Genomic DNA, 22,299 nt, shown 5'->3' with positions numbered 1-22,299 from the left:
AAACCAATGCACGCCCTTCAGGGATGGAGGGCGAGCAGCCGCGTCAGCGCGACCTCCGTCTTCGCATCCGGGATGTCACCGCGCCGGCACGCGGCCAGCACGTCCTGGACGGGGCGCCACTGCAGCAGCGTGCCCTCCTCCAGCGGCGAGCCATCCCCCTCGGGCTCCTCCGGTGCCAGGTCCGTGACATCCACCGCGGCGGGAAACACCTTTTCGGACAGGATGCCCGGCGCCAGGAAGAAGGCGCCTCCCAACAATTGGATGGCCTCCGGCTTCACCGCGTAGCCCGCCTCTTCGTGGACCTCCGCCGCGGCGCGCCGCCGCAGCCCTTCTTCGCCCTTGTCCTCCGGCTCCAGCAGTCCCGCGACGATTTCTTCCACGCGCAAGTAGCCGGACGCGGGGTCTGGAACGGTCATCGCGTCGCGGTTGTCCTTCCGGAAATACGCCGCGGGCCGGAGGTTCATCCGCGTGAGGACCTCAAGACCTGACGCGCCGCGGCGATAGACGAGCACCGCCACCGCGTCCAAGCGGGGGCGATCCACCACGTCCACCCGGTACATGGGAGAGGAAGAACCATCCGCGCGCCGGTTGCGGCAGCGCAGCCGCCGAACCCGGAGAAAGCCCTCGTCGCATCTCGCGGTAGACGAGAAATCCTCGATGATCTCGATGTCAGTCACACTGGAATGCCGCTGCCGCATGTTCGCCTGCTCTCCTGGGGAGTAGGAACGCCAATGGCCGGAACCCGGCCCGCCATGGTGGCGTTGCTTGCTCGACAAAGCTCGATCCCGTACCTTGCGCCCGCTTTACCGCTGTCCACCCCCCGAAACACGGAATTCTCTTGATGCGTCGCCTCCTGCTCGGCCTCTGCTGCGCCCTGGCCTCTGCTTCGTGCATGCCGGTGTTGGAAGGCCAGGATTACAACCTCGAGGGGCAGGAGGTGCGTCTGACGCTCCTTCATACCTCGGACATTCACTCGCGCCTCATCCCCTATGACTTCACGCCGTTGAAGACGGACGTGGACCTGGGGACCATCCCGGAAGCGGGCCCCTTCGGTGGCGCCACGCGCATGGGCGCGCTGCTCAAGCGCGAGCGCGCCCAGGGCGAGCGCGTGCTGCACGTGGACTCGGGCGACTGCTTCCAGGGCGCGCCCATCTTCAACCTCAACACCGGCGAGGTGGAGTTCAAGTTCCTCTCCGAGGCGCGGCTCGACGCGGCCGTCGTGGGCAACCACGAGTTCGACGCGGGCCTGCTCAACTTCACCCAGATGGCGCAGCAGCACGCGATGTTCCCGCTGCTGGCGGCCAACTACTTCTGGGACGACTGGCGGGCGAACGGCAACCACCAGACGGCCCTGGAGGTGGAGCCGTACACCATCCGCAACGTGAAGGGCCTGCGGGTGGCCATCATCGGCATGGCCAACATCTCCTCGCTCAACTCCATCGTCGAAGGTGGCAACAGCCTCCAGGTGACGCCGCTGGAGCAGAACGAGGTGGCGCGCGCCTACGTGGATCTGCTGCGCCCCGTCACGGACCTCATCGTGCTGGTCAGCCACCTGGGCCTCCACGAGGACCAGGACGTCATCCAGGGCTACGAGGCCTATTACGAGTACGAGCGCGCCAAGGCCTACGTGCAGCGCCAGAAGGAGCCGTGGGAGGTCCTGGAGTGGTTCGGCCCCGAAGGCGACGACAAGTCCGTGGTGCGCGTGCGCATCCCTGGTGTGGTGGGCGTGGACGCGGTGATGGGCGGCCACCTGCACGTCGTGCTCAACCCGCCGCAGCTGCTCACCGACCCCGCGGGCCGCAAGGTGGTGCTCGCGCACTCCGGCGCGTTCGCCAAGTACGTGGGCCGGCTGGAGCTGGTGGTGAAGATGCCGGAGGTGCTCGGCGCCGGTGAGGGCGGCGAGATCATCAGCCAGGACTTCCGCGTGTTCCCCATGGACGCCCTGTGGTGCGACGACGCCATGCGCCGCTTCCGCCACGACTCCAACGTGTTCTGGGAGGAGGGCCAGTTCCTCCGCGACGAGCGCGTCCGTCAGGCCATCGAGGCGTGCCGGAACCAGGAGGACCGGATGACCACGCATCTGCTCCAGCCGTACATCCTGGGCATGGACTTCAACTACCAGTTGACGTCCATCTTCTCCTACGCGCCACGCGACGTGCAGCGCCGCAACAACTCCACGGGCGGTGACTCGCCGCTGGGCAACATCGCCGCGGACTCCATGCGCAAGCGTCGCCGCGTCGAGGCGGAGATGGCGCTCACCAACTCGCTGGGCATCCGCGACAACCTCTACGCGGGCGTGGTGAGCCAGGAGTCGATGTTCAACGTGTTCCCGTTCGAGAACACCATCAACATCATGTACCTCTCCGGCAAGGAGATGCAGGAGCTGTTCGACTTCGTCACCGAGCGCTCCGCGGAGCGCGGCTGCGTCAGCCAGGCGCAGATCTCCGGCGCCCGCTTCACCATGGACTGCGCCCAGGTGCAGGTGAACGACCTGCAGATCGCCTGCGACCCGGCGCTCAACGGCACGGACTGCCCCAACCAGGACCGCCAGGGCCACGCGCCGTGGCAGTGCCTGGTGGACCAGAGCAACGACTCCAGCGTGGGCCGCTGCTACGCCCACCCGGGCACCGACATCCAGATCAACGGCAAGCCGCTGGACATCACCGGCACGTACAAGATCGCCGTCAACGACTACATCGCCAAGGGCGGCTCGGGCTTCAACATCCTGAAGCGCAACACCACCCGCATCGAGACGGGCATCTCCCTGCGCGACTCGCTCATCGGCTACATGCAGGGCTTCTGCACCTGCGAGGACATCCTCGCGGGGAACGAGATGTCCAAGTCGGGCCACTACTGCGGCAACCTCATCAACGGCCGCTGGACGGTGAATGAGCAGGTGGTGGGCTCCTGCCGCGCCGCCGCCGACTTCAAGGCCGCGCTGAACAAGGAGGTGGGGAGCTGCGCCTGCAAGGACCTGCTGTCGCTCCCCTCGGACGCGGCGGAGCGCTGCGGCGTGCCGGGCCTGACGGCCGAGGACATCCAGAGCCAGTGCAACGTGCCGGAGGGCCCGTACACCGGCCGGTGCAGTTGCCGGGACGTGCTGGCGGGCAACAACCCCATCTGCGGCACGGTGACGAACCAGCTTCGGAATTTCTGTGAGAACCCCACCTCCGTGTCCATCGCGGACGCGGTGGAGGATTCCCGTATCGGCCGGAGGGTGAAGTAAATGAAGCGCCTGCTCTTCCTGTCGGCCCTCGCGGCGGCCGGCTGTTACACCCAGGAAACGCCGCAGCCTGACGGCGTGGCCTCCTTCCAGGTCAACCTCACGGGCATCTACACCGGAGGCACGCGCACGCCGCTGCCGGTCGTCAATGAATGCGCTGACGCGCACGGCGGCCAGGACCAGGTCCCGCTGGAGGTTCGCGGCACGGACGACTGCCGGCTGGCCCTGCCCCGCACGCCGGTGGACTTCGACGTGGAGATCACCGCCCTGGACGCGAAGGGCCAGCCCATGGAGTCGTTCAACGGGCCGGTGTCCTTCCGCACGGTGCCGGGCAACATCATGGGCGAGTACCGCTACCGCTGGACCCAGCTCACCAACGGCCGGGGCACCGGCACGGTGCGCTCCGGCCAGCTCTACGGAGACGCCCACGTCTGGGTGCAGGACGAGCCGCCCCAGGTGGACTACGCCGACGGGCAGGTCGTCCCCGGCGAGCTGCCCCAGGAGCCGGCGACGCGCACCAACGCCACGGGCCTGTCGCGGCTGATGAAGTTCGAGGAGCCGACCATCGCCACCGTGCAGGTCCCGCAGAACAGCGACCAGCTCACCGCGTACGCCGGGACGTACATGCGCATCGGGCGCAACCCGGAGGCCGGGCCGCCGCTGCTGCAGAACTGCCCCGAGGGCGACACGAACGACAAGCAGCCGGTGACGCTGCTGGTGACGGGCACGGACCCGGGCGGCTTCTTCGTCACGGACATGACGGCCTGCCGCGTGCGCGAGGACAGCGTCCCCGGCGCCAACATCCAGACGGGTGAGCCGGACGGCTACTACCCCGGCCGCTTCAACTCGCTCTACATCTACAACTACTCCTTCCCCGAAGGGCTCGACCCGGGTGACCTGCTGTGGTCGGTGTCCGGCTCCGTGCAGGAGTTCACCTCCACCACGCAGCTCACCTTCCCCGCCTGGACGACGCGCGAGCGCGTCCGGCTGCTGCCCCAGACGGAGTGGGACAAGTACCTGAAGCTGAATCCCCCCGTGGAGATCAACGGCCGGCTGTGCGGCTACAGCGGCTCGCTCTACCTGACGGACCCACTGTGTGGTTACAGCTACGGCAACTACAAGATGGAGAGCCTGGAGTCGTCGCTGGTGAAGCTCACGCGGGTGAAGTTCCCGCGCGTCTTCCAGAACTGTGACGCCAACGGCAACGGCACGGTGCCCTTCTTCTGCCCCAACACCCGCGCGGGAACGTGGGGAAGCTGCGGCACGGACAACCCGAGCGATCCGGAAATCGCCGAGCGCCAGTGCAACATCGACTGCACGCTGGGCATCGGCCAGTTCGCCGGCGTCCACTGCACGGAGCGCAACACGTACAACGGCTTCGGCCAGTTCGTGGTGGAGATGAACCCCACCGGCGCCGCCGCCGCCGGGCTCGACGAGTCCGTCCCCAACCGCATCCAGACCTTCACCACGGACGTCAACGTGGACCCCACCGTGGTCAACTGGGCCCAGTCGGACACCTTCAGCCGGGACCAGCGCATCAACGTGTCCTGCGACAAGCCGGCCAACGTGCGCTTCGGCGCCAACGGGACGCCGGTGGCGCTGGCCGCGAACACCCCGCTGCAGCACGTCATGGGCGCGGGAGAGGGCATCGTCTTCGCCTCCGTCCAGAACCGCGAGGACGGCACCCTCACCTGCAAGGTGGCCGCGGATGCGCGCACGCGCATCAACCTGGTCACGAAGGACGCCGTGCCGGACCTGGCTCCGGACTGCAGCGAGGACGACCCGGACGCCGAGGCGGCCCAGCAGTGCCGCAATCTGCACGCGGCCAGCTTCGACGTCGTGGGCCACCTGCGCCAGGTGAGCGCCGCCCGCCCCCGGTGGAACGTGCTGCCTCGCGACCTGGACGACATCTGCTGCTACCCCGGCCCGGGCATGGAGTGCCCGCAGCCGATCCGGCCTTGCGTCAATCCGTAGTCTTCTGATGATTCTCGCGACCCGGTGACGGGAAGCAGGGAGGAGTGGCCCCCCCAAGCCGCTCCGTGGAGAGGGACATTGAAAACGCTGCAGAAGCTGGCCCTGACCGGCCTGATTTCCCTGAGTGCGCCCGCGTGGGCCAGTGACTTCGTGGACACCCGTCTGTCGTTCGTCTTCGCGGACGACAACGTGCTCGCGGGCTCTGGTGAGACGACGCCGAACAGCCCCGATGCACGGTTCGGCGCCGGCAACCAGAACACGCAGTTCTACGACAACTTCAACACCCGGTTCTCCGGCTTCGAGTCCCTGTCGAACGTGGTGCTCTACAAGCGGGCGCCGGCCTTCTTCGAGGGGCTGACGACCGAAGCGGCGCTGACGCTGCTGGTGCTCGAGCGTCCGTCGGGTGGCGTCGACATCCGCGACAACTCCAGCTACATCCGGCTCAACTACCAGCCGCCGGGCTGGAGCGAGAAGGAAGGCATCTCGCTCGTCGGCTTCCCGGTGTCCGCGGACCGCTTCCGTCTGGGCTATGCGTACCGCATCTCCTGGGGTGGCAGCGGCGTGTTCACCACCCGCGCCGCCACCAACGGCGTGCCCGGCGGCAAGCTGCAGATCACCCGCGACAACTGGTACGCGTACGTCGGCGGCAAGACGGCGCTGATGCAGAACGAGCTCATCCGCGAGGAGGAGACGAAGTACGGCCTCATGGCCGGCGCGGGCTGGGACATCCTGGAGACGCTGCGCGTCGAGGCGGGCGGCGGCTACTTCCAGAAGGGCCTGGTGCCCGGCCTGGCGACGCTCGGCGTGGAGGCGCCGGTGAACGCCGCGGGCGTGTCCGGTCAAATCGTCTACCACGTGGGCGTGCCCGTCGGCACCAGCGTGGACTTCCGGCTCTACAAGAACGACCCGGACATCTATCAGCGCTTCTTCGCGCCGGAGCAGTACCCGGGCGGTCTGTCGTACACCGTCTCGCTCGAAGGCAGCTACCTGTCGCAGACGCTGGAGAAGCCCAACGAGTTCGGCGCCACCAAGCCGCAGGGCGCCACCGCCGTGGCCCTCCAGGCGCGCGCGAAGTATGACTTGCTCCGCGTCAGCCTCCTCGGCCTGTACCGCAGCCTGTCCTTCATCCAGTTCGAGGTGCCTGGCTTCCCGCCGTTCCAGGACTTCCCGGAGGGCACGGAGCTGAAGCCGGAGATGTTCCTCGCGGTGGGCGCGGACTACCACCTGCCCAAGCTGCACTTCACGCCGGGCTTCATCCTCGGCGTGCAGCAGCCGGCCTCGTTCCGCAGCCCCACGCCGGTGCTCGGCGGCAACAACCCGCCGGTGAGCCTCATCGGCACGCGCACCGTCGTGGTGCGTGACGTGAATCAGCTCAGCATCCTTCCGGAGACCTGCGGCCGCGGCAACGCGGCGTGCAAGGCGGAGCCCATCTACTCCGCGAAGGCCACCTTCCGGTGGGACCTGTCGGACTCCGTCGCCGCCGTGGGCGAGGTCTACTACACGTACGACACCAACCGGACCACGTTCCGGGATGACGTGACGGGCGTGGCGCAGCCGAGCTTCGAGCGTCCGCACGCGCTGGGCTTCAACACCCTGCTCCAGGCGCGCTTCTAAGCCGCGCCCCTGCCCCGCCGGGGCAGCCGGAAGGTGCCGCGGCCCGGTCTCTCCTCGTGGGAGGCCGGGCCGTCGTGCGTCAGACGGTCGTCATGCGCACCACCTCGTCGAAGGCGGTGAGGCCCTGGGCCAGCTTCCGCACGGCCGCCTCGCGCAGCGTCCGCATGCCCGCGCGCCGGGCCGCCTCCACCATCCGCGAGTAGGGCGCCTCGTTGGCGATGAGGTCCCTCAGCTCGCCCGCGGCGGTGACGATTTCAAAGACGCCCGTGCGGCCCGCGAAGCCGGTGCCGCGGCAGCGCACGCACCCGGCGCCCTTGAGCAGGCGAACGCCCCCCGGCAGCAGCGGCAGCGGCGCCTGGAGCGCGAGCAGCTCATCCGGCGTCAGCGTCGTCTCCTGCGCGCAGTGGCTGCACACCCGGCGCAGCAGGCGCTGGGCCATGACGCCCAGGAGGCTCTGCGCCAGCAGGAAGGACGGCACGCCCAAGTCCCGCATGCGCGCCACCGCGCCCAGCGCGTCATTGGTGTGTAGCGTGGACAGCACCAGGTGGCCGGTGAGCGCGGACTGAATCGCGTTCTCCGCCGTCTCCGGGTCGCGAATCTCGCCCACCATGATGACGTCCGGGTCCTGGCGGAGGATGTGGCGCAGCGCCCCTGCGAAGTCGAGCCCCACCTTGGGCTGCACCTGCACCTGGTTGAAGGCGTCCCACACCATTTCGATGGGGTCCTCAATCGTGGTGACGTTGACGTCGGGGCCGGCCAGCGCCTTGAGCGCGGAGTAGAGCGTCGTCGTCTTCCCGCTGCCCGTGGGGCCGGTGACGAGGATGAGGCCGTGCGGCTGGTCAATCCAGGACTCGAAGGCGCTCTTCTCGTCGGGCTCGAAGCCGAGCTGGGCGATGTCCTGCACCAGCGTCTCCGGGTCGAAGATGCGGATGACCACCTTCTCACCGAACGCGGTGGGCAGCGTGGAGACACGGAGCTCCACCTCGCGCCCGTCGCGCTCCGTCTTGATGCGGCCGTCCTGCGGCTTGCGGCGCTCGGAGATGTCGATGCGCGCCAGCATCTTCACGCGCGAGACGATGGGCGGGTGCACCGGCGCGGGCAGCGTGTGCACCGGGTGCAGCACGCCGTCGATGCGCAGCCGGACGACGCTGGTGGTGCGCTTGGGCTCGATGTGGATATCCGACGCGCGGTTGTCGAAGGCGTAGCGCAGCAGGTAGTCCACCGCCTGCACCACCGGCCGGTCCGACGCCTCCAGCTCCTGGGTGCCGCTGAGCGACACGAGCTGTTCGAAGTTCGCGACCTGCGCCCCGGCGGCGGCGCTGAAGTCGTCCGCGGCGCGCGCCAGCGTCTTCTTGAAGCCGTAGATGTCGCTGATGGACTTGAGGATGTCCGCCTTCGCGCTGAGGACGGGCTCCACCGGCAGGCCCGTGAGGCGGTGGAAGCTCTCGAAGAGCTCGCGGTCGAAGGGGTTGGCCACCGCCACCAGCAACCGCCCCTGCGGCGTGCGCTCCAGCGGGAGCAGCACGTGCTTCTGGGCGTAGGGCCTGGACACGGTGCGCGTGGCCAGCGCCATGTCCAGCTTGAGCGGGTCAATCTTCCGGTACGTCATGCCGGCGGCGCGCGCGGCGGCCTCGGTGACGCGGTCCTCGTCCAGCACGCCCCGGCCGTTGGACAGCGGCACCTGGAACGCCGCCACGATTTCCACCGGGGACACGTCATACCGGGCGGCCTCCTTGCCGCCAGTGGCCCCCTGGGCCTTCAGCACCCGGGCCCGCGCGGCGCCCTCGCGGGCCAGCACCTCCTGCGCCTGCTGGGGTTGCAGCAGCCCCTGGGCGACGAGCGCCTCCAGCACGAACAGCGTGGTGAAGTCATCCCGGCTCTTCTGCGGAGCAGTGCCCCCCACGCCGCTCATCGGCTGTACCAAGCGCGTCTCCTTTCACCCCGGCGGCCTCTGCCGGAGTGCGAGCCCAGAGCGTAGCAGACGGGGCACCGCCCCCTGGCGGACGTCTCGCGCGCCAACACGCCTGGCGCCCCTCACGTCACCAGGCAGGCAGCACGCCGCCGCGCGGCCCGGCGTGCAGCCGTGCCGGCTTGGGAGCGCGCGCCCCGTCACGCGGCCGTGCGGGCGCTGCGTCGCTGCTCGCTCAGTGCACGGTGCTCGTCACCGCGAGCACCGTGGCGTCCACCAGGGACTCCGGGGTCGGCCGCTCGGCGACGGCCGCCGCGGGCACCCCCAGCCGCTCCAGGGCGGACGCCGTCGTCGGGCCAATGGCCACCACGCGCGCGGTGGCCAGGCGCTCGCGGCCGGCCTCTTCCAGGAAGGCCTCGGCCGTGCGCGGCGAGGCGAAGAGCACCACGTCCGGCGGGGTCGCATCCAGCAGGGCCAGCGCCTCGGGCGGCAGGGCGGCGGGGGTGGAGCGGTACGCCGTCACCCGCGTCACCAGAACGCCATGCTCCCGCAGCGAGTCCTCCAGCTCCCTGCGGCCCTCCTCGGCGGCGGGAAGCAGGACCTCATCACCCGGCTGCAGCGCGTCCTTGATGAGGTTGAACAGGGCCTCTCCCGTGCCCTCGGCGGGCTCGGCCACCACGTCCAGCCCGTAGCCCTCCGCGGCGCGCGTCGTGCGTGGCCCCACGGTGGCCACCTTCACCCGCTGCATCCGGTCCTGCGTGCCCGCCTCGCGCAGCGCCTCCATCAGCGCCTCCACGCCCGACGGGCTCGCGAACACCACCCAGGCGTAGCGTTGGATGTGCTCGGCCGCGGACGCCAGCGGACGCGGGTCCTCCGGAGGATGCAGCTCCAACAAGGGCACGCTGAGCACCTCCGCGCCCTCGTCCTCCAGGAGGAAGCACAGCTCCTCGGCCCGCTCACGCGGGCGCGTCACCAAGACTCTCTTGCCTTCCAGTCGCCGTTCCACGCGAGCGACAGTCTAGGACTCCCGCGCCTCGGCGCGGCGCGCGAAATCACGCAAGATGTCCGCGGCCCCACGCGACAGCAGGTCGTCCGCAAGGGCCTCCCCCAGCGCATGCGCCTGGGACACGGGCCCGCGCACCTCGCCCCGCACCACGTGTGTGCCATCCGGACGGCCCACCAGTCCGCGCAGCCACACGCTGTCGCCGGACACGGTGGCGTGGCCGGCCAGGGGCACGGTGCAGCCCCCCTCCAGCTTCGCCAGCAGCGCGCGCTCGGCGGTGACGGCGATGCGCGTGGTGGCGTGCTCCAGCGGCGCCAGCAGCTCGCGCACGCGCGAGTCCTCCGTGCGGCACTGGATGGCCAGCACGCCCTGCCCCACCGCGGGCAGGCTCACCTCGGGCGGCAGCACCTGGGTGATGACGTCCTCCAAGCCCAGGCGCTTGAGGCCCGCATACGCCAGCAGCGCGCCCGCCAATCCCTGCTCACGCGTCCTCGCCAGGCGCGTCTGCACGTTGCCGCGCACGCTGACGATGTCCACGTCCGGCCGCCGCGAGCGCAGGATGCAGCTCCGGCGCAGCGACGACGTGCCCACGCGCGCGCCCTGGGGCAGAGTGTCCAGCGTCAGCCCGCCCAGGCCGCAGAAGGCGTCGCGAGGGTCCTCGCGCTCCGGCACCGCCGCGAGCATCAGCCCCTCCGGGAACACCGACGTCATGTCCTTGAGGCTGTGCACGGCGAGGTCCGCGCGCCCGTCGAGCAGCGCCTGCTCGATTTCCTTCACGAACAGGCCCTTGCCGCCCACCGCGGACAGCGGCGCGGACAGGAAGCGGTCCCCCTCGGTGGTCATCTCCACCAGGGACACCTCCAGGCCGGGGTGACGCGACGTCAGGAGCGCGCCCACGTGACGCGCCTGCCAGAGCGCCAGCGGGCTCTGCCGGGTGGCGATGCGCACGTGGGGCATCACTTGCCTCCCGTGGCGGCCTGGACCTGCGGCGCCAGGACGGAGGGGGCCGAGGCCGCGGCGCCGACCTCCTCCTCCAGCAACCCGAACAGCTCGGCGGCGGCGCCGGCCAGCCGGTTGCCCTCACCTTCCGGCCCCACGGCGCGCAGCCGCGCGGTGGGCTCATGCAGCAGCTTGTTGACGATGGCTCGGCCCATGGCCTCGATGCTCTTGCGTTGCTTGTCGTTGAGTCCGTCACCCAGCGCGCCCAGCGTGCGCTCCACCTCGGAGCGGGCAATGGCCTCCGCGCGCTGCCGCAGCCGCGCCAGCACCGGCGTGCCCTCGCGCAGCGCGCGCTCCTTGACGAAGCGCGCCACCTCCTGCGCCACCAGCACGCCGGCCTTCTGCGCCTCTTCCGCGCGCGCCGCGGCGTTGTCCGCGACGAACTTCTGGATGTCATCCACGTCGTAGGCGTGCACCCAGTCCAGCGTGCCCACCGCCGGGTCGATGTCACGCGGCACGGCCAGGTCCACCATGAACAGGGGCCGGCCCCGGCGCCCACGCCCCAGCGCCCCCACGTTCTCCTTCGTGAAGAGCGGCACCGGCGACGCGGTGCTGCACACCACCACGTCCGCGGCGGCCACCAGGCCCAGCAGCTCCTCGAAGGGCCGCGCCTGACCGCCCACTTCGGACGCCAGCGCCTCCGCGCGCGACAGGGTGCGGTTGGTGACGTACAGCTTCGACGCCCCGGCCTGCTTCAGGTGACGCGCCGCCAGCTCCCCCATCTCCCCCGCCCCCACCACCAGCACCGTCTTGCCCGCCAACCCGTCGAACACCTTGCTGGCGAGCTGCACCGCCGCGGCCGCCATGGACGTGGCCGCGCGGCCAATGGCCGTCTCCGTGCGCACGCGCTTGGCGCAGCTGAAGGCCGCCGCGCACGCGCGCATCAGCTCGCCGCGCACCGCGCCCGCGCCCTGGCCCCGCTCGAAGGCCTCCTTCACCTGGCCCAGGATCTGGGCCTCGCCCAGCACCATGGAGTCCAGGCTGCACGCCACGCGGAACAGGTGCACCAGCGCCGCCTCGCCCTGGTGCTCGTAGAGGTGCTCCAGGGCCGCCGCGCCCCCCAGGGACTCCAGCTCCGCCAGCGCGCGCTGCCGGGCCATCTCCGCGCTGGGCGCGGCCAGGTACACCTCCACGCGGTTGCACGTGGACACCCACAGCGCCTCCACGGGCGCCTGGGCCAGGCGCTGGAGCACCACGAGCTGGCGCGGCTCCGGCAGCGCCAGCCGCTCTCGGACGTCGAGGGGCGCCGTCCGGTGGGACAGGCCGATGCAGATGAGCTCCATACTCACGGCATCCTCATGGCCGCCGCCGTGGGCGACACGTCATACGAGGACAGGAAGGACACCAGGACCAGGCAGAACCCCGCCATGGTGAGGAAGGCCACGCGGCGTCCCCGCCAGCCCGCGACGGAGCGCGCCACCAGCAGCGCGGCGAAGACGGCCCACGCGACCAGGGTGGCCAGCGTCTTCCCATCCACGGACCAGGGGCCCGGCGCGGTGCCCACGAAGAAGGCCCCCGTGGCCAGGGTGATGGACAGGGCCAGGAAGCCCCACACCACCAGGCGCCGGTTCAGCGTGTCCAGGAACTCCAGGGAGGGCAGCCGGGAGAACAAGAGCCCGAAGCGCTTGGCCTTCACCTGCCGCTCCATGAGCACGTACATGACGCCCACGCCCGCGGCCACCGCGAACGCGGCCAGCCCCAGCAGCGCCAGGGTGATGTGCAGGGGCAGCAGCGGCTGGCGCACCCCGGGGGGCAGCGGCGCCTGCCCGCCCTGCAGCAGGAGCCCGGGCAGCAGCGCCGCCAGGGCCAGGGGCGTGAGGAACGCGCCGATGACGGGGCGGCGGTAGCGCACGTCCAGGAACAGGAAGATGGCCAGCAGCAGGAAGGCCAGCGCGGAGAAGCCCTGCGCCAGGCCCACCGGCCGCCCGCTCTGCGCCCCGAGCAGCTCGAAGAGCGCCACGCCGTGCAGCGCCAGGCCGCCGCCCACCAGCACGCGCCCGGCCGTGGCCAGCGCCTCGGACTGACGGACCAGGTAGGCCAGGTAGACGACGGCGGCGACGCCATACGCGTGGCAGGCGAGCGAGACGAGCGTGTGGCTCATAGGGGCAGGCTCATAACCACGGAGGACGGGCGAATCAGCCCATCTTGTTGAGGATGAACGCGGCCAGCAGGTCCGCCTCGGAGTCCGGCTTCTTCTCCGAGCCCCCTGGCCGGGGGCCGCCAGCGGCGACCTCCGCTACATACCCTGGAACGACCTCATAGGCGTTGTCCCCCACCAGCACCGAGTCGGCCATCTGCTCGGCACCCAGTCGGGCAAGTTGCTCCTCGGTCTTCACCCGGGACACCAGCCCCTGGGTGTCCTCACCCGACACGAGCTGGACGAAGTGCACCGCGGGCGTGACGGGGAAGGCGGCGCCGCCCTCCGCCATCACCACCAGCCGGCCTTCGCGCAGGTCTGCTTTGTCCGCCAGCGCCCACTCCTCGAGCTGGGTCTGGGGCAGGAAGAGCTTCGTCACGCCCGCCAGCTTACACCAGCCACCCCTCCCGGAGGGGGACGCTTGGGGGAAATGGTTGAAACAAGCGCCACCCAGCCGCATCTGAGCCGCCAGATTGGCTGATGGCCGGCCGATCCTTGCAGGCCCACCGGACGCGTACTACAGGACGCGGCGGAGGTGCCTGGAAAGGGCACGAGGAGACACCATGGCAGGCGCGGACGTGACGAACATCGGGGATGGCGATTTCAAGCAGCAGGTCCTGGACTCCCAGGAGCCCGTGCTGGTGGATTTCTGGGCGACGTGGTGCGCGCCGTGCCGCGCCATCGCGCCCTCCATCGAGGCGCTGGCCACCGAGTACAAGGGCCAGATGAAGTTCGCCAAGCTCAACATCGATGAGAACCAGGACACGCCGCAGGAGTACGGCATCCGCTCCATCCCCACCCTGCTCGTCTTCAAGGGCGGCAAGGTGGTGGAGCAGATTGTCGGCGCGGTGCCCAAGGCCCGCATCGAAGACGCCGTGAAGAAGGCCCTCACCTAGCCTCACCGCCGCGGGCCGAGCGCGCGGGAGAGCCCCCTGCTCCCCGCGCCCCCCGCGGCCCTTCGCCTCACGACAGCAGCGCCACGCAGCGGCGCAGCACCTCCAGCCGCGCGTGGCGCTTGTCGTTGCCCGGCACCACGTGCCACGGCGCGTCGGGGCGGTGCGTGCGGTCCAGCATGTCCTGGATGGCCGCTTCGTACTTCTTCCACTTCGCCCGGTTGCGCCAGTCCTCGGGCCCCAGCTTGTAGCGCTTGGCCGGATCCGCCTCGCGCTCGCGGAAGCGCTGCAACTGCGTCTTCTTGTCGATGTGGATGAAGAACTTCACCATCCGCACACCGTCCGCGGTGAGCATGTGTTCAAAAGCATTGATTTCATCGTAGGCCCGGCGCCACGCCGCGGGCTTCGCGAGCCCCTCCACCCGCTCCACCAGCACCCGCCCGTACCAGCTCCGGTCGAACATGCACACCTCGCCCGCACCCGGAATCTTGCGCCAGAAGCGCCACAGATAATGGTGTCGCTGCTCCTCCTCGGAGGGCGCGGAGATGGGCCAGACCTTGTAACCACGCGGGTCCATCAGCGTGGTCAGCCTGCGAATGGCGCCGCCCTTTCCGGACGCATCCCAGCCCTCGAAGACGACCACGGCCTTCTGCCCTGCCAGGTAGTTGCGTATCTGCAGCTCGAAGACGCGCTCCTGGAGCGCCTTGAGCGTCTTCTCATATTTCGCGTGTTCACCCGCCGAGACAGACGGGTCGACCGCTGCGAGTGTCACAGTGCCGTGAGGACATACGGGAAATACGTATCCATTTGCAGTCTTGTCATCAATTTTCTGAGATCGTTTACGAGTCAAGACAGACCCTCCAAGGTTGTATTGACAGCGATGACTGCAACCGCCAAATAGGCGCAGAGCAGTGTCTGTGTTGGTTGACTGTTTTCACCTGGAGTATTCATGGCACGTCCTCGCAAAGAATTGTCCTCCGTCCCGCTGACGCCGGCCATGGTGAACTGGGCCGAAGCCTTGGGAGACGCCATTGGCCGCGGCATGCTGCGCGCGCTCAATGACGGAATGCCCCGGCTGGGGAGCGCCGCGCCCAGCACCTCCGCGCTCACCGCTGGCCGCCGTCGGGGACGTCCCCCGAAGGTGATGGCGGGCGCCAGCCTGGTTTCCCTGGACCGCCGCTGCACGATGGACGGCTGTACTCGCGAACAGCGCTCGAAGGGGCTGTGCTCCGCGCACTACCAGGCCGAACGCCGCCGCCAGATTTCGAGCAGCAAGTCGGCCTGAGTGCCTGCACACCGGACCCCCGCCCACGGCCCTGGGCGATGGCCGGTCCGACGCATCAGCCCTGCCAGGGGTCGGAGACGGACGACGTCGCCTTGAGCAGCTCCCAGGCCGCCAGGACGTCCACCACGCGTTCCACCTCGTTGGGCAGGGAGCGAGCCCGCTGGGACTGGAGATAGTCCTCCGCGAAGGCCCTCAGCCGCATCCCCACGAAGAGCCGCGCCAGCGCCACCTCCGTCTGACCGCTGAAGTCGAGGAAGCGCACCCCGAAGCCGCTGCGCCCCTCCGGCCCGTTCCCCCGCTCCTCCCGCACGATTTCCGCGCGCGCCTGCACTGGCGCCGCGTCCGGCTCCAGCGCGAAGCGCACGCCGAGCACCGTGCCCAGCGGCAGGTAGAAGGTGCTCTCCAGGAACGCCCCGCTGACGCTGACGTTGACGGAGACGAGGCTGGCCTCGAAGCGCCGCTCACCCGCCTCGTCGTCCACCCAGACCTCGAAGCGCGTGGCGAGCTGGGCGCGGGGGAAGTGGCGGTGCTCGGCCTCCCCCTGATTCATCTCAATCAGCGGGGAGAACGCGGGCCTTGGCTCGGGGCTCACCGTCGCCACGTTGCCACCGGGACGCGGTGGGACGACCGCGGGGCGGGCCGCCTTCGCCACCGCCGCGGCCTGCGGTGCTGGCGCTCGCGCGGGCGCGCGCACCGGCGCCTCCACCCGCGTGCTCCCGACTGCCTTCTGGCCACCCTTCCTCTGCATGACGCGTCCTCATCTGCCCGGGAGGGCCAAACCCTCCACCTGCGTTGGTGGGGTGATTCATACACCACCCCATGCCGCGCGCCGAGAAACGCTTGCGCCCGTCTCGCGAGGATAAATTCCGGAAATTCTCAGAACATGTGACGGCGCATGCTGATGTTCACCAGCAAGCCGATGCTGAGCATCACGGAAAGCAGGGATGAGCCGCCATAACTCATCAACGGCAGGGTGATTCCCGTCACCGGCAGCAGGCCAATCACCATGCCGATGTTCTCGAACACCTGCCAGAAGAGCACGGCCACCACGCCCACGGCGACGAAGGCGCCGAACCTGTCCCGCGCGTTGAAGCCCACGCCCAGGCCGAAGATGAAGATGGCGCCGTAGAGCACCAGCAGGAGGATGCACATGACGAAGCCGTGCTCCTCCGCCCACACGGAGAAGATGAAGTCGGTGTGCTGCTCGGGCAGGAAGCGCAGGCCCGTCTGGGTGCCTTCGCGCCAGCCCTTGCCGGACACGCCGCCGCTGCCCACGGCGATTTTCGACTGCGCCGCGTGGTAGCCGCTGCCGCGCAGGTCCGCCTCCGGGTCCAACCAGCCGGAGATGCGCTGGCTCTGGTGCTTCTTCAGGTGGTGCCGGACGATGGTGGGCCGGGGCTCCGGCACGTCGCGGATGTAGTCGTTCCAGATGACGATGCCCGCGGCGAGCACGCCCGCCACCAGCGTGGCCACCAGGTACCAGCGCACCTTGCCGAAGAGGATGATGGTGAGCGACGACAGGCCAATCATCATCGCCGTGCCCAGGTCCGGCTGCACCAGCACCAGGGTGAAGGGCACGAGGACGACGAGCACCGGCTTCCACAGCCGCGTCAGGCCATAGGACGGCTCATTGGGCTGGAAGTCGTCGTGGTAGACCTTGGCCAGCATCAACACGACGCCAATCTTCATGAACTCCGCGGGCTGCATGCGGAAGGGGCCAATGGCGAACCAGCTCTCGGCGCCCTTGGCCGTGTGCCCGAAGAAGCGCAGCGCGATGAGCAGGAGGATGTTGGTGACGTAGATGGGCAGCGCCATGCGCTGGATCCACCGGTAGTCCACCAGGCACACCACCAGCACCGCGGTGATGCTCACCCCCAGGTACAGCATCTGCGAGCCCCACACCGGCGAGTGCGGGGGCCGCGACGCCGAGGCCAGGTTCCAGATGCCCAGCGCGCACACCGCCAGCACGGAGAAGATGAGGCCCCAGGGGATGTGGGGCACCATCCGCCGCTCAATCCGCAGTTGCACGCGCGCGTTCCTCTTCGTCGCCCGGAAGCCGGGCCGGTGGCCGTACGCCCCGCGTCAGCGCCGCCTCGTCGGGATGGGGCGCGCGCTTCACGGAGGACGGCGTGTAGGGCTGGTTGGGACGCGGCGGCGGCGCCGTGGCGTCCAGCTTCTTCAAGTCGAAGTACTTCTGGAACACCGCCATCGCGGTGGGCGCCGCGTCCGAGCCACCATGGCCGCCGTGCTCGTTGAGCACGATGATGGCCAGCTCCGGCTTCTCCGCCGGCGCGAAGCCCGCGTACCAGGCGTGGTCACGCTCGAAGAAGCTCATCTGGTGCGTCTTCAGGCGAATGGCCCCCAGGCGGGCCACCTGCGCGGTGCCCGTCTTGGACGCGACGAGGATGTCCTTGTCGCGCATGTGGTTCATCCGCGCGCGGTAGGCGGTACCGCCGGGCTCGTGCGCCACCTTCACCAGGCCGTCGATGACCGCCTTGAGGTGCGGCGCGGGCAGTTCCACCCTGCGCACCACCTCCGGCTGGAAGGACTCGATGGTCTGCCCGTCCAGGTTCTCAATGCGGCTCACCATCTGCGGCTTGTAGAGCGTGCCACCATTGGCGATGGCCGCGTAGAGCAGCGCGAGCTGGAGCGGCGTGACGTTGTTGTCGCCCTGGCCAATGGAGCTGTTGAGCGCCATGCCCTTGGTGTAGCCGCCGGGCGACGCCTTGTCGTGGTAGGCGCTGGTCGGCATGATGCCAGGCACCTCTGCCACGACGTTGACGCCCGTGGGGCTGCCCAGGCCCAGCGACTTGCCCATCTCCCCGATGGGGTCCAGGCCGATGGTGTCCGCCACCTTGTAGAACCAGGTGTCGCACGACGTCTTCATGGCCTGGTAGCCATCCATGTGCCCGTGGCCCGCGTCCTTGTGGCAGCGCCACGTCCGCGCGCCCAGCCGGTAGCCGCCGGGGCAGTTCACCACCGTCTCCGGACGGAACGCGCCTGACTTGAACGCGGCCAGCGCGGTGACGACCTTGAAGGTGGAGCCCGGGCTGTAGTGCTCGGCGGCCACGCGGTTGATCATCGGGTCCAGCGGGTCGCGCGACAGCAGCGCCATCTGCTGGGGCGTCACGCGGCCGGTGAGCAGGTTGGGGTCGAAGCCCGGCCGCGACACCAGCGCGCGGATGAAGCCGGTGTTGACGTCGATGGCCACCACCGCGCCCGTCACGCCGGGGAAGGCCCGCTCCGCCTCCTCCTGCAGCCGCATGTCGATGGACAGCACCAGGTTGCTGCCGGGCCGCGGCGCCACCACGGCGTTGTCCCCCAGCTTGTCGTTCAGCTCCTCAATCGTCTGGCCCCGCGCGTTCACCACTTCCTTGCGCACGCCGTCGGTGCCGCGCAGGTGCTGCTCGAAGTAGCGCTCCAGGCCGCGCCGGCCGATGTAGTCCCCCAGCGCGTAGCGGGCGCCGTCGCCGTTGAGGCGCTCCAGCTCCTCCTGGGTGATTTCGTTCATGTAGCCCAGCACGTGCGACAGCACGGAGTTGGTGCGGTAGTGCCGGTGCGGCACCGGCGCCACCTCCACGCCGTCCAGGATGTCCCGGCGCGCGGCCAGCCGGTCGTACTCGTCGCGCGACAGGTCCACGCGCACCGGCACGGGCTGGAACGGGGCGTTGCGCCGCCCCATGCGCACCAGGTCCTCCACCTTCTTGCGCTGGTCCGCGTCCCACTGGAGCAGCTCCGCCAGGCGGGGGATGACCTGCTCGTAGCAGTCGGTGCAGAAGGCCGGGGTGATGAAGGCGTCGAAGGACGGACGGCTGTCCACCAGGATGGTGCCGCGCGCGTCCTTGATGACGCCGCGGTCGGCGCGCAGCCGCACCTCCTTGACGAAGTTGGCCACGCTCTTGGCGGCGTACTCCTCGCCCCGGGTGATCTGCAGCCGGTAGAGCTGGATGCTGATGAGGCCCAGCCCCATCAGCATGGCCAGGCCCAGCCACACGAAGCGCCGCTTGAGCTCGCGCCCCGGCGTCGTATTGCCCAAGGTGGGAGGCGTCACCTCAACAACCCCGCGGGCCGCTCCTGAGACGCCTCGAAGCGCTTCAGGAGCGGGTAGAGCGCCAGCGCCGCCAGCCCCGTGAGCGCCACCTGCAGCGGCAGCTCCGCGAGCTGCGAGCCCGGCCCGTCCTCCTTCACCGTCAGCCAGGTGAAGAAGGTGGCGAGCAGCGAATGGCCCACGTCCGCCGCCATGGCGAACATGGCGAAGGGCAGCGCGCCGCGCACCTCCACGAAGGTGGGCACCAGCCGGCCGGCCAGGAAGATGAACACCGCCAGGAAGGTGTACAGCCAGGTGGGCTGCCCGCTCATCAAGTCCAGCAGGTACCCCACCGAGAAGGCGGAGAAGGCCCCTTCCAGCAGCGAGGCCCGCAGGGCCAGGAACGCCACCAGCACCACGGTGACGTCAATCCGGCCGAGCTCCAGGCCCGCCTGCTTCACCACCACCGACTCCAGCGTGAGCAACGCCAGCGCGAGTGCCACCGACACCAGGAACTTCATTTCGACGCGCCCTCCGCGGTGCTGCCCGGCGCCATGGCGCTGTAGGGGCTGCCCACCACCAACACCTCTTCCAGCTTGCTCGTATCCACCGCCGGGACGATGTCCGCGCCCTGGAACATGCCGTGCTCCTTCTTCTCCAGGTTCGTCACGCGCCCCACCACCACGCCGGGCGGGTAGATGCCGTCCGTGCCCGCGGTGATGATGAGGTCGCCGTCCTCCACATCCTCGGTGCGCAGCATGTTCTCCAGCTTCAGGGGCCCGCCTCCCGTCCCGGCCGCCGTGCCCCGGGCCCGCGAGCGCTGCACCCGCACCGCCACCCGGCTCTGCGGGTCCGTCACCAGCGCCACGTCCGCGTACCCGCCCGTGGCCCGGATGACCTGTCCCACGATTCCATCCGGCGTCACCACGGACATGCCGCGAAACACACCCTGCTGCTCGCCGCTGCTGATGCGCACCGACAGCAGCTTCGCCACTGGATTGACGCCCACCACCCGCGCGGGGATTTCCGGCCCGGCTTCGGCCTCCGCGTAGTTGAGCAGCTTGCGCAGCCGCTCGTTCTCCATCCGGGATTCGCCCAACGCCTGCACCGCCGCGCGCAACTGGAGGTTCTCCAGCCGCAGCGCGTCATTCTCCTGCCGCACCCCGCGCAGGTCCAGGTAGTTCTGGACCGCGGCCACCCCGCCCTCGATGACGGACGTGAGGCCCTGCTGCACGGGGGACGCCACGGCGATGATCGCCCGGTCCACGAAGTTGGGTTCCCGGACCTTCCGGCCGCCGAGCAGGAAGGCCACCAGCGGGGCGAGGAGCAGGAAGCCCACGGTGAGGGGGCGGTAATACCGCTTGAGGAGCGACCACACAGGCAGGAGTTTCCAGGGGTGTGACGGGGGAGCGGGGGGCTGGCTAAGGGCTCTAAATCGCTTGCATTTTCCGGTGCGTTGTCCTAGGCAGTCAAGGCCTGCATGGGGGGCGGTTCCTGGTCCACCACCCACCGGCCGGGCTACCAACAACACCGCGTCGCGAGTCCTTCCGCACGGCTTTTCTCGGCGCGTTTGCCCCAGAAGTGACGACAATGGACGGTCTGAATCCCCGGAAGGTTGCCTCGCTCCTGTTCATCATCGGCATCGCGGTGGTGTTCACGCTCCAGTTCGGCCCGGGCAGTACCGGCTTCGGCGCCACGGGTGGGATGACGGCGCCTGGCTCGGTGGCCTCGGTGAACGGCAAGGAAATCCCGCTGCGCGACTTCGCCGCGGCGTGGGCCCAGCAGATGAGCTTCCTGCGTTCGCAGGGCAGCCCGGTGCCGGAGTCGCTCGCCCGCCAGTTCGGCATGCACAACCAGGTGCTCGACCGGTTGGTGAACACGGAGCTGCTCGCCCAGGCGGCCGAGCGCCACGGCATCAACCCGTCCGACGAGGAGCTGCGCAAGCTCATCCACCAGAACGCGGACTTCCAGAAGGACGGCCAGTTCGACTTCGAGCGCTACCAGCAGGTGCTGCGCGACTTCTACCGGAAGACGCCGCAGGACTTCGAGACGGAGCTGCGCCGCCAGCTCGCCGCCCAGAAGATGATGGACGTGGTGCGCGCCAACGCCGTGGTGTCGGACGACGAGGTCCGCGCCCGGTACGAGAAGGAAGGCAACCAGGCGAAGCTCGTCTTCGCGCGCTTCCTGCCGGCCATGTACGCCGACCAGGTCCCCGCCCCCACCGCGGCGCAGCTCTCCGAGTGGAAGAAGGCGCACGAGAAGGAGATCAAGGAGTACTTCGAGGCCAACCGCTTCGTGTACCAGCAGCCGGAGCGCATCCGCGCGCGGCAGGTGCTGGTGAAGCTGTCCCCGGAGGCCACCGAGGAGCAGAAGAAGGCGGCCCTGGAGAAGGCGCAGGCGCTGCGCAAGGAGATTGAAGGCGGCAAGGACTTCGCCCAGGTGGCGCGCGACAGCAGCGAGGACCCGGGCAGCAAGGCGCGCGGTGGCGACCTGGGCTGGGTGGAGCGCGGGAGCTGGGAGCCGGCGCTGGCGGACGCGGCCTTCGCGCTGAAGCAGGGCGAGGTGACGCAGCCGGTGGAGACGAAGTTCGGCGTGCACCTGGTGAAGGTGGAGGAGAAGCAGGCGGCCCAGGACAAGAAGCTCGAGGACGTCCAGGATGAGATCGCCACCACGCTCTACAAGCAGGAGCGCGCCAAGCAGCAGGCCCAGGCCGAGGCGGAGAAGGCGCTGGCCAGCGTGAAGGCGGGCCAGGCCCTGAAGACGCTGTTCCCCGCGGAGAAGGAGCAGCCCGCGCTGCTGCGCTTCGAGACGGAGACGCGCCCGGAGGCCGTGGAGACGGACAGCTTCACCGCCGAGGGTGAGGCGGTGCCGCACCTGGGGCCCGCGCCGGAGCTGGTGAAGGCGGCCTTCGCCGTCGGCGCCCCGCAGGCGCTCGACAGCGTGTTCCCCCTGGGTGAGGGCTTCGTGGTGGCGCAGGTGGTGGAGCGCCAGAAGCCGGACACCGAGGGCTTCGACAAGCGCAAGGAGGAGCTGCGCAACCAGGCCCGTCAGGCCAAGCAGATCGAGCTGACGGACTCGTTCCTCAAGGCGCTGCGCGAGCAGGGCTCGGTGGTGACGAACACGGCGGCCATCGACTCCGTGGTGGGCACCGGGTGATTCGCGGCGTCCATCCGTGACGCCCCCGAGGGCCGGGCCGAGGGCACTCCCCTCCCCGGCCCTCGCTCATTGCGGGCCC

The 22,299-nt window shown here is 69.7% G+C and carries 19 protein-coding genes; 6 read left to right on the top strand and 13 right to left on the bottom strand.

The window, feature by feature from the left end:
- Positions 1 to 17: 17 nt before the first annotated feature.
- Positions 18 to 698 carry an NUDIX hydrolase gene (locus tag MYMAC_RS13180; RefSeq protein WP_095958339.1) on the bottom strand — a complete coding sequence of 227 codons (681 nt, stop codon included), beginning with the start codon at positions 696 to 698 and terminating at the stop codon, positions 18 to 20.
- A gap of 143 nt (positions 699 to 841) precedes the next feature.
- Between MYMAC_RS13180 and MYMAC_RS13175 the strand changes: the two genes are divergently transcribed.
- From MYMAC_RS13175 to MYMAC_RS13165, 3 genes are all read left to right on the top strand, one after another.
- Positions 842 to 3,226, top strand: a complete 2,385-nt coding sequence (locus tag MYMAC_RS13175; RefSeq protein WP_095958338.1) for a bifunctional metallophosphatase/5'-nucleotidase — start codon at positions 842 to 844, stop codon at positions 3,224 to 3,226.
- Positions 3,227 to 5,197, top strand: coding sequence for a single stranded DNA-binding domain-containing protein (locus MYMAC_RS13170; protein WP_095958337.1), 1,971 nt, complete (start codon positions 3,227 to 3,229; stop codon positions 5,195 to 5,197). It begins immediately after the preceding gene.
- 78 nt (positions 5,198 to 5,275) lie between these two features.
- Positions 5,276 to 6,811 (top strand): hypothetical protein, encoded by a 1,536-nt coding sequence (locus MYMAC_RS13165; protein WP_082207181.1) that lies wholly within the window; start codon positions 5,276 to 5,278, stop codon positions 6,809 to 6,811.
- A 79-nt stretch (positions 6,812 to 6,890) separates the two neighbouring features.
- Here the strand turns inward: MYMAC_RS13165 and MYMAC_RS13160 are convergent, their stop codons facing one another.
- The 6 genes from MYMAC_RS13160 to MYMAC_RS13135 form a co-directional block, all read right to left on the bottom strand.
- A complete protein-coding gene (locus tag MYMAC_RS13160; protein ID WP_204817788.1) occupies positions 6,891 to 8,723 on the bottom strand; it encodes a GspE/PulE family protein in 1,833 nt (610 codons plus the stop codon).
- A gap of 232 nt (positions 8,724 to 8,955) precedes the next feature.
- The gene (locus MYMAC_RS13155; RefSeq protein ID WP_095958335.1) at positions 8,956 to 9,726 is read right to left on the bottom strand and encodes a uroporphyrinogen-III synthase; all 771 of its coding nucleotides are present in this window, start codon (positions 9,724 to 9,726) and stop codon (positions 8,956 to 8,958) included.
- Positions 9,727 to 9,738: 12 nt separating this feature from the next.
- Positions 9,739 to 10,683 carry a hydroxymethylbilane synthase gene (gene hemC, locus MYMAC_RS13150; protein ID WP_095958334.1) on the bottom strand — a complete coding sequence of 315 codons (945 nt, stop codon included), beginning with the start codon at positions 10,681 to 10,683 and terminating at the stop codon, positions 9,739 to 9,741.
- Entirely contained in the window at positions 10,680 to 12,005 is a 1,326-nt protein-coding gene (gene hemA, locus MYMAC_RS13145; protein ID WP_013939230.1) for a glutamyl-tRNA reductase, read from the bottom strand. Before hemA ends, hemC begins: the two co-directional genes overlap by 4 nt.
- Positions 12,006 to 12,007: 2 nt before the next feature.
- A complete protein-coding gene (locus tag MYMAC_RS13140; RefSeq protein ID WP_013939229.1) occupies positions 12,008 to 12,823 on the bottom strand; it encodes a cytochrome C assembly family protein in 816 nt (271 codons plus the stop codon).
- Between the two features lie 34 nt (positions 12,824 to 12,857).
- A complete protein-coding gene (locus MYMAC_RS13135) occupies positions 12,858 to 13,319 on the bottom strand; it encodes a hypothetical protein (protein ID WP_043710859.1) in 462 nt (153 codons plus the stop codon).
- Between the two features lie 103 nt (positions 13,320 to 13,422).
- Between MYMAC_RS13135 and trxA the strand changes: the two genes are divergently transcribed.
- On the top strand, positions 13,423 to 13,755 hold the full coding sequence (gene trxA / locus MYMAC_RS13130) for a thioredoxin (protein WP_013939227.1): 333 nt from the start codon (positions 13,423 to 13,425) through the stop codon (positions 13,753 to 13,755).
- A gap of 67 nt (positions 13,756 to 13,822) precedes the next feature.
- Here trxA and MYMAC_RS13125 read toward each other — a convergent pair whose 3' ends face one another.
- On the bottom strand, positions 13,823 to 14,524 hold the full coding sequence (locus MYMAC_RS13125) for a polyphosphate kinase 2 family protein (protein WP_204817586.1): 702 nt from the start codon (positions 14,522 to 14,524) through the stop codon (positions 13,823 to 13,825).
- A 177-nt stretch (positions 14,525 to 14,701) separates the two neighbouring features.
- Between MYMAC_RS13125 and MYMAC_RS13120 the strand changes: the two genes are divergently transcribed.
- Positions 14,702 to 15,037 carry a hypothetical protein gene (locus tag MYMAC_RS13120; protein WP_095958333.1) on the top strand — a complete coding sequence of 112 codons (336 nt, stop codon included), beginning with the start codon at positions 14,702 to 14,704 and terminating at the stop codon, positions 15,035 to 15,037.
- A gap of 55 nt (positions 15,038 to 15,092) precedes the next feature.
- Here the strand turns inward: MYMAC_RS13120 and MYMAC_RS13115 are convergent, their stop codons facing one another.
- From MYMAC_RS13115 to mreC, 5 genes are all read right to left on the bottom strand, one after another.
- Positions 15,093 to 15,785, bottom strand: a complete 693-nt coding sequence (locus MYMAC_RS13115) for a PilZ domain-containing protein (protein ID WP_095958332.1) — start codon at positions 15,783 to 15,785, stop codon at positions 15,093 to 15,095.
- A gap of 128 nt (positions 15,786 to 15,913) precedes the next feature.
- Positions 15,914 to 17,041 (bottom strand): rod shape-determining protein RodA, encoded by a 1,128-nt coding sequence (gene rodA / locus MYMAC_RS13110; protein ID WP_013939223.1) that lies wholly within the window; start codon positions 17,039 to 17,041, stop codon positions 15,914 to 15,916.
- Between the two features lie 7 nt (positions 17,042 to 17,048).
- Positions 17,049 to 19,088, bottom strand: a complete 2,040-nt coding sequence (gene mrdA, locus MYMAC_RS13105; protein ID WP_095958331.1) for a penicillin-binding protein 2 — start codon at positions 19,086 to 19,088, stop codon at positions 17,049 to 17,051.
- Positions 19,085 to 19,585: a hypothetical protein gene (locus tag MYMAC_RS13100; RefSeq protein ID WP_013939221.1), complete on the bottom strand. Its 501-nt coding sequence runs from the start codon at positions 19,583 to 19,585 to the stop codon at positions 19,085 to 19,087. Before MYMAC_RS13100 ends, mrdA begins: the two co-directional genes overlap by 4 nt.
- Entirely contained in the window at positions 19,582 to 20,442 is an 861-nt protein-coding gene (gene mreC, locus MYMAC_RS13095) for a rod shape-determining protein MreC (protein ID WP_013939220.1), read from the bottom strand. The genes MYMAC_RS13100 and mreC overlap by 4 nt, the downstream gene beginning before the upstream one ends.
- A 212-nt stretch (positions 20,443 to 20,654) precedes the next feature.
- Between mreC and MYMAC_RS13090 the strand changes: the two genes are divergently transcribed.
- Positions 20,655 to 22,220 (top strand): peptidylprolyl isomerase, encoded by a 1,566-nt coding sequence (locus tag MYMAC_RS13090; protein ID WP_204817584.1) that lies wholly within the window; start codon positions 20,655 to 20,657, stop codon positions 22,218 to 22,220.
- The last annotated feature ends 79 nt before the right edge of the window (positions 22,221 to 22,299 follow it).

The organism is Corallococcus macrosporus DSM 14697 (assembly GCF_002305895.1).
Classification (GTDB): Bacteria; Myxococcota; Myxococcia; order Myxococcales; family Myxococcaceae; genus Myxococcus; species Myxococcus macrosporus.
Note: the sequence above shows the minus strand (reverse complement) of the source record. Positions and strands in the feature narration are given on the sequence as shown.

Coding starts and splice junctions, on each gene's coding strand:
- MYMAC_RS13180 (WP_095958339.1), bottom strand. CDS start 698: ATGCGGCAGCGGCATTCCAGTGTGACTGACATCGAGATCATCGAGGAT.
- MYMAC_RS13175 (WP_095958338.1), top strand. CDS start 842: ATGCGTCGCCTCCTGCTCGGCCTCTGCTGCGCCCTGGCCTCTGCTTCG.
- MYMAC_RS13170 (WP_095958337.1), top strand. CDS start 3,227: ATGAAGCGCCTGCTCTTCCTGTCGGCCCTCGCGGCGGCCGGCTGTTAC.
- MYMAC_RS13160 (WP_204817788.1), bottom strand. CDS start 8,723: ATGAGCGGCGTGGGGGGCACTGCTCCGCAGAAGAGCCGGGATGACTTC.
- hemA (WP_013939230.1), bottom strand. CDS start 12,005: ATGGAGCTCATCTGCATCGGCCTGTCCCACCGGACGGCGCCCCTCGAC.
- MYMAC_RS13140 (WP_013939229.1), bottom strand. CDS start 12,823: ATGAGCCACACGCTCGTCTCGCTCGCCTGCCACGCGTATGGCGTCGCC.
- MYMAC_RS13135 (WP_043710859.1), bottom strand. CDS start 13,319: ATGCGGCTGGGTGGCGCTTGTTTCAACCATTTCCCCCAAGCGTCCCCC.
- trxA (WP_013939227.1), top strand. CDS start 13,423: ATGGCAGGCGCGGACGTGACGAACATCGGGGATGGCGATTTCAAGCAG.
- MYMAC_RS13120 (WP_095958333.1), top strand. CDS start 14,702: ATGGCACGTCCTCGCAAAGAATTGTCCTCCGTCCCGCTGACGCCGGCC.
- MYMAC_RS13115 (WP_095958332.1), bottom strand. CDS start 15,785: ATGCAGAGGAAGGGTGGCCAGAAGGCAGTCGGGAGCACGCGGGTGGAG.
- rodA (WP_013939223.1), bottom strand. CDS start 17,041: ATGGTGCCCCACATCCCCTGGGGCCTCATCTTCTCCGTGCTGGCGGTG.
- MYMAC_RS13100 (WP_013939221.1), bottom strand. CDS start 19,585: ATGAAGTTCCTGGTGTCGGTGGCACTCGCGCTGGCGTTGCTCACGCTG.
- MYMAC_RS13090 (WP_204817584.1), top strand. CDS start 20,655: ATGGACGGTCTGAATCCCCGGAAGGTTGCCTCGCTCCTGTTCATCATC.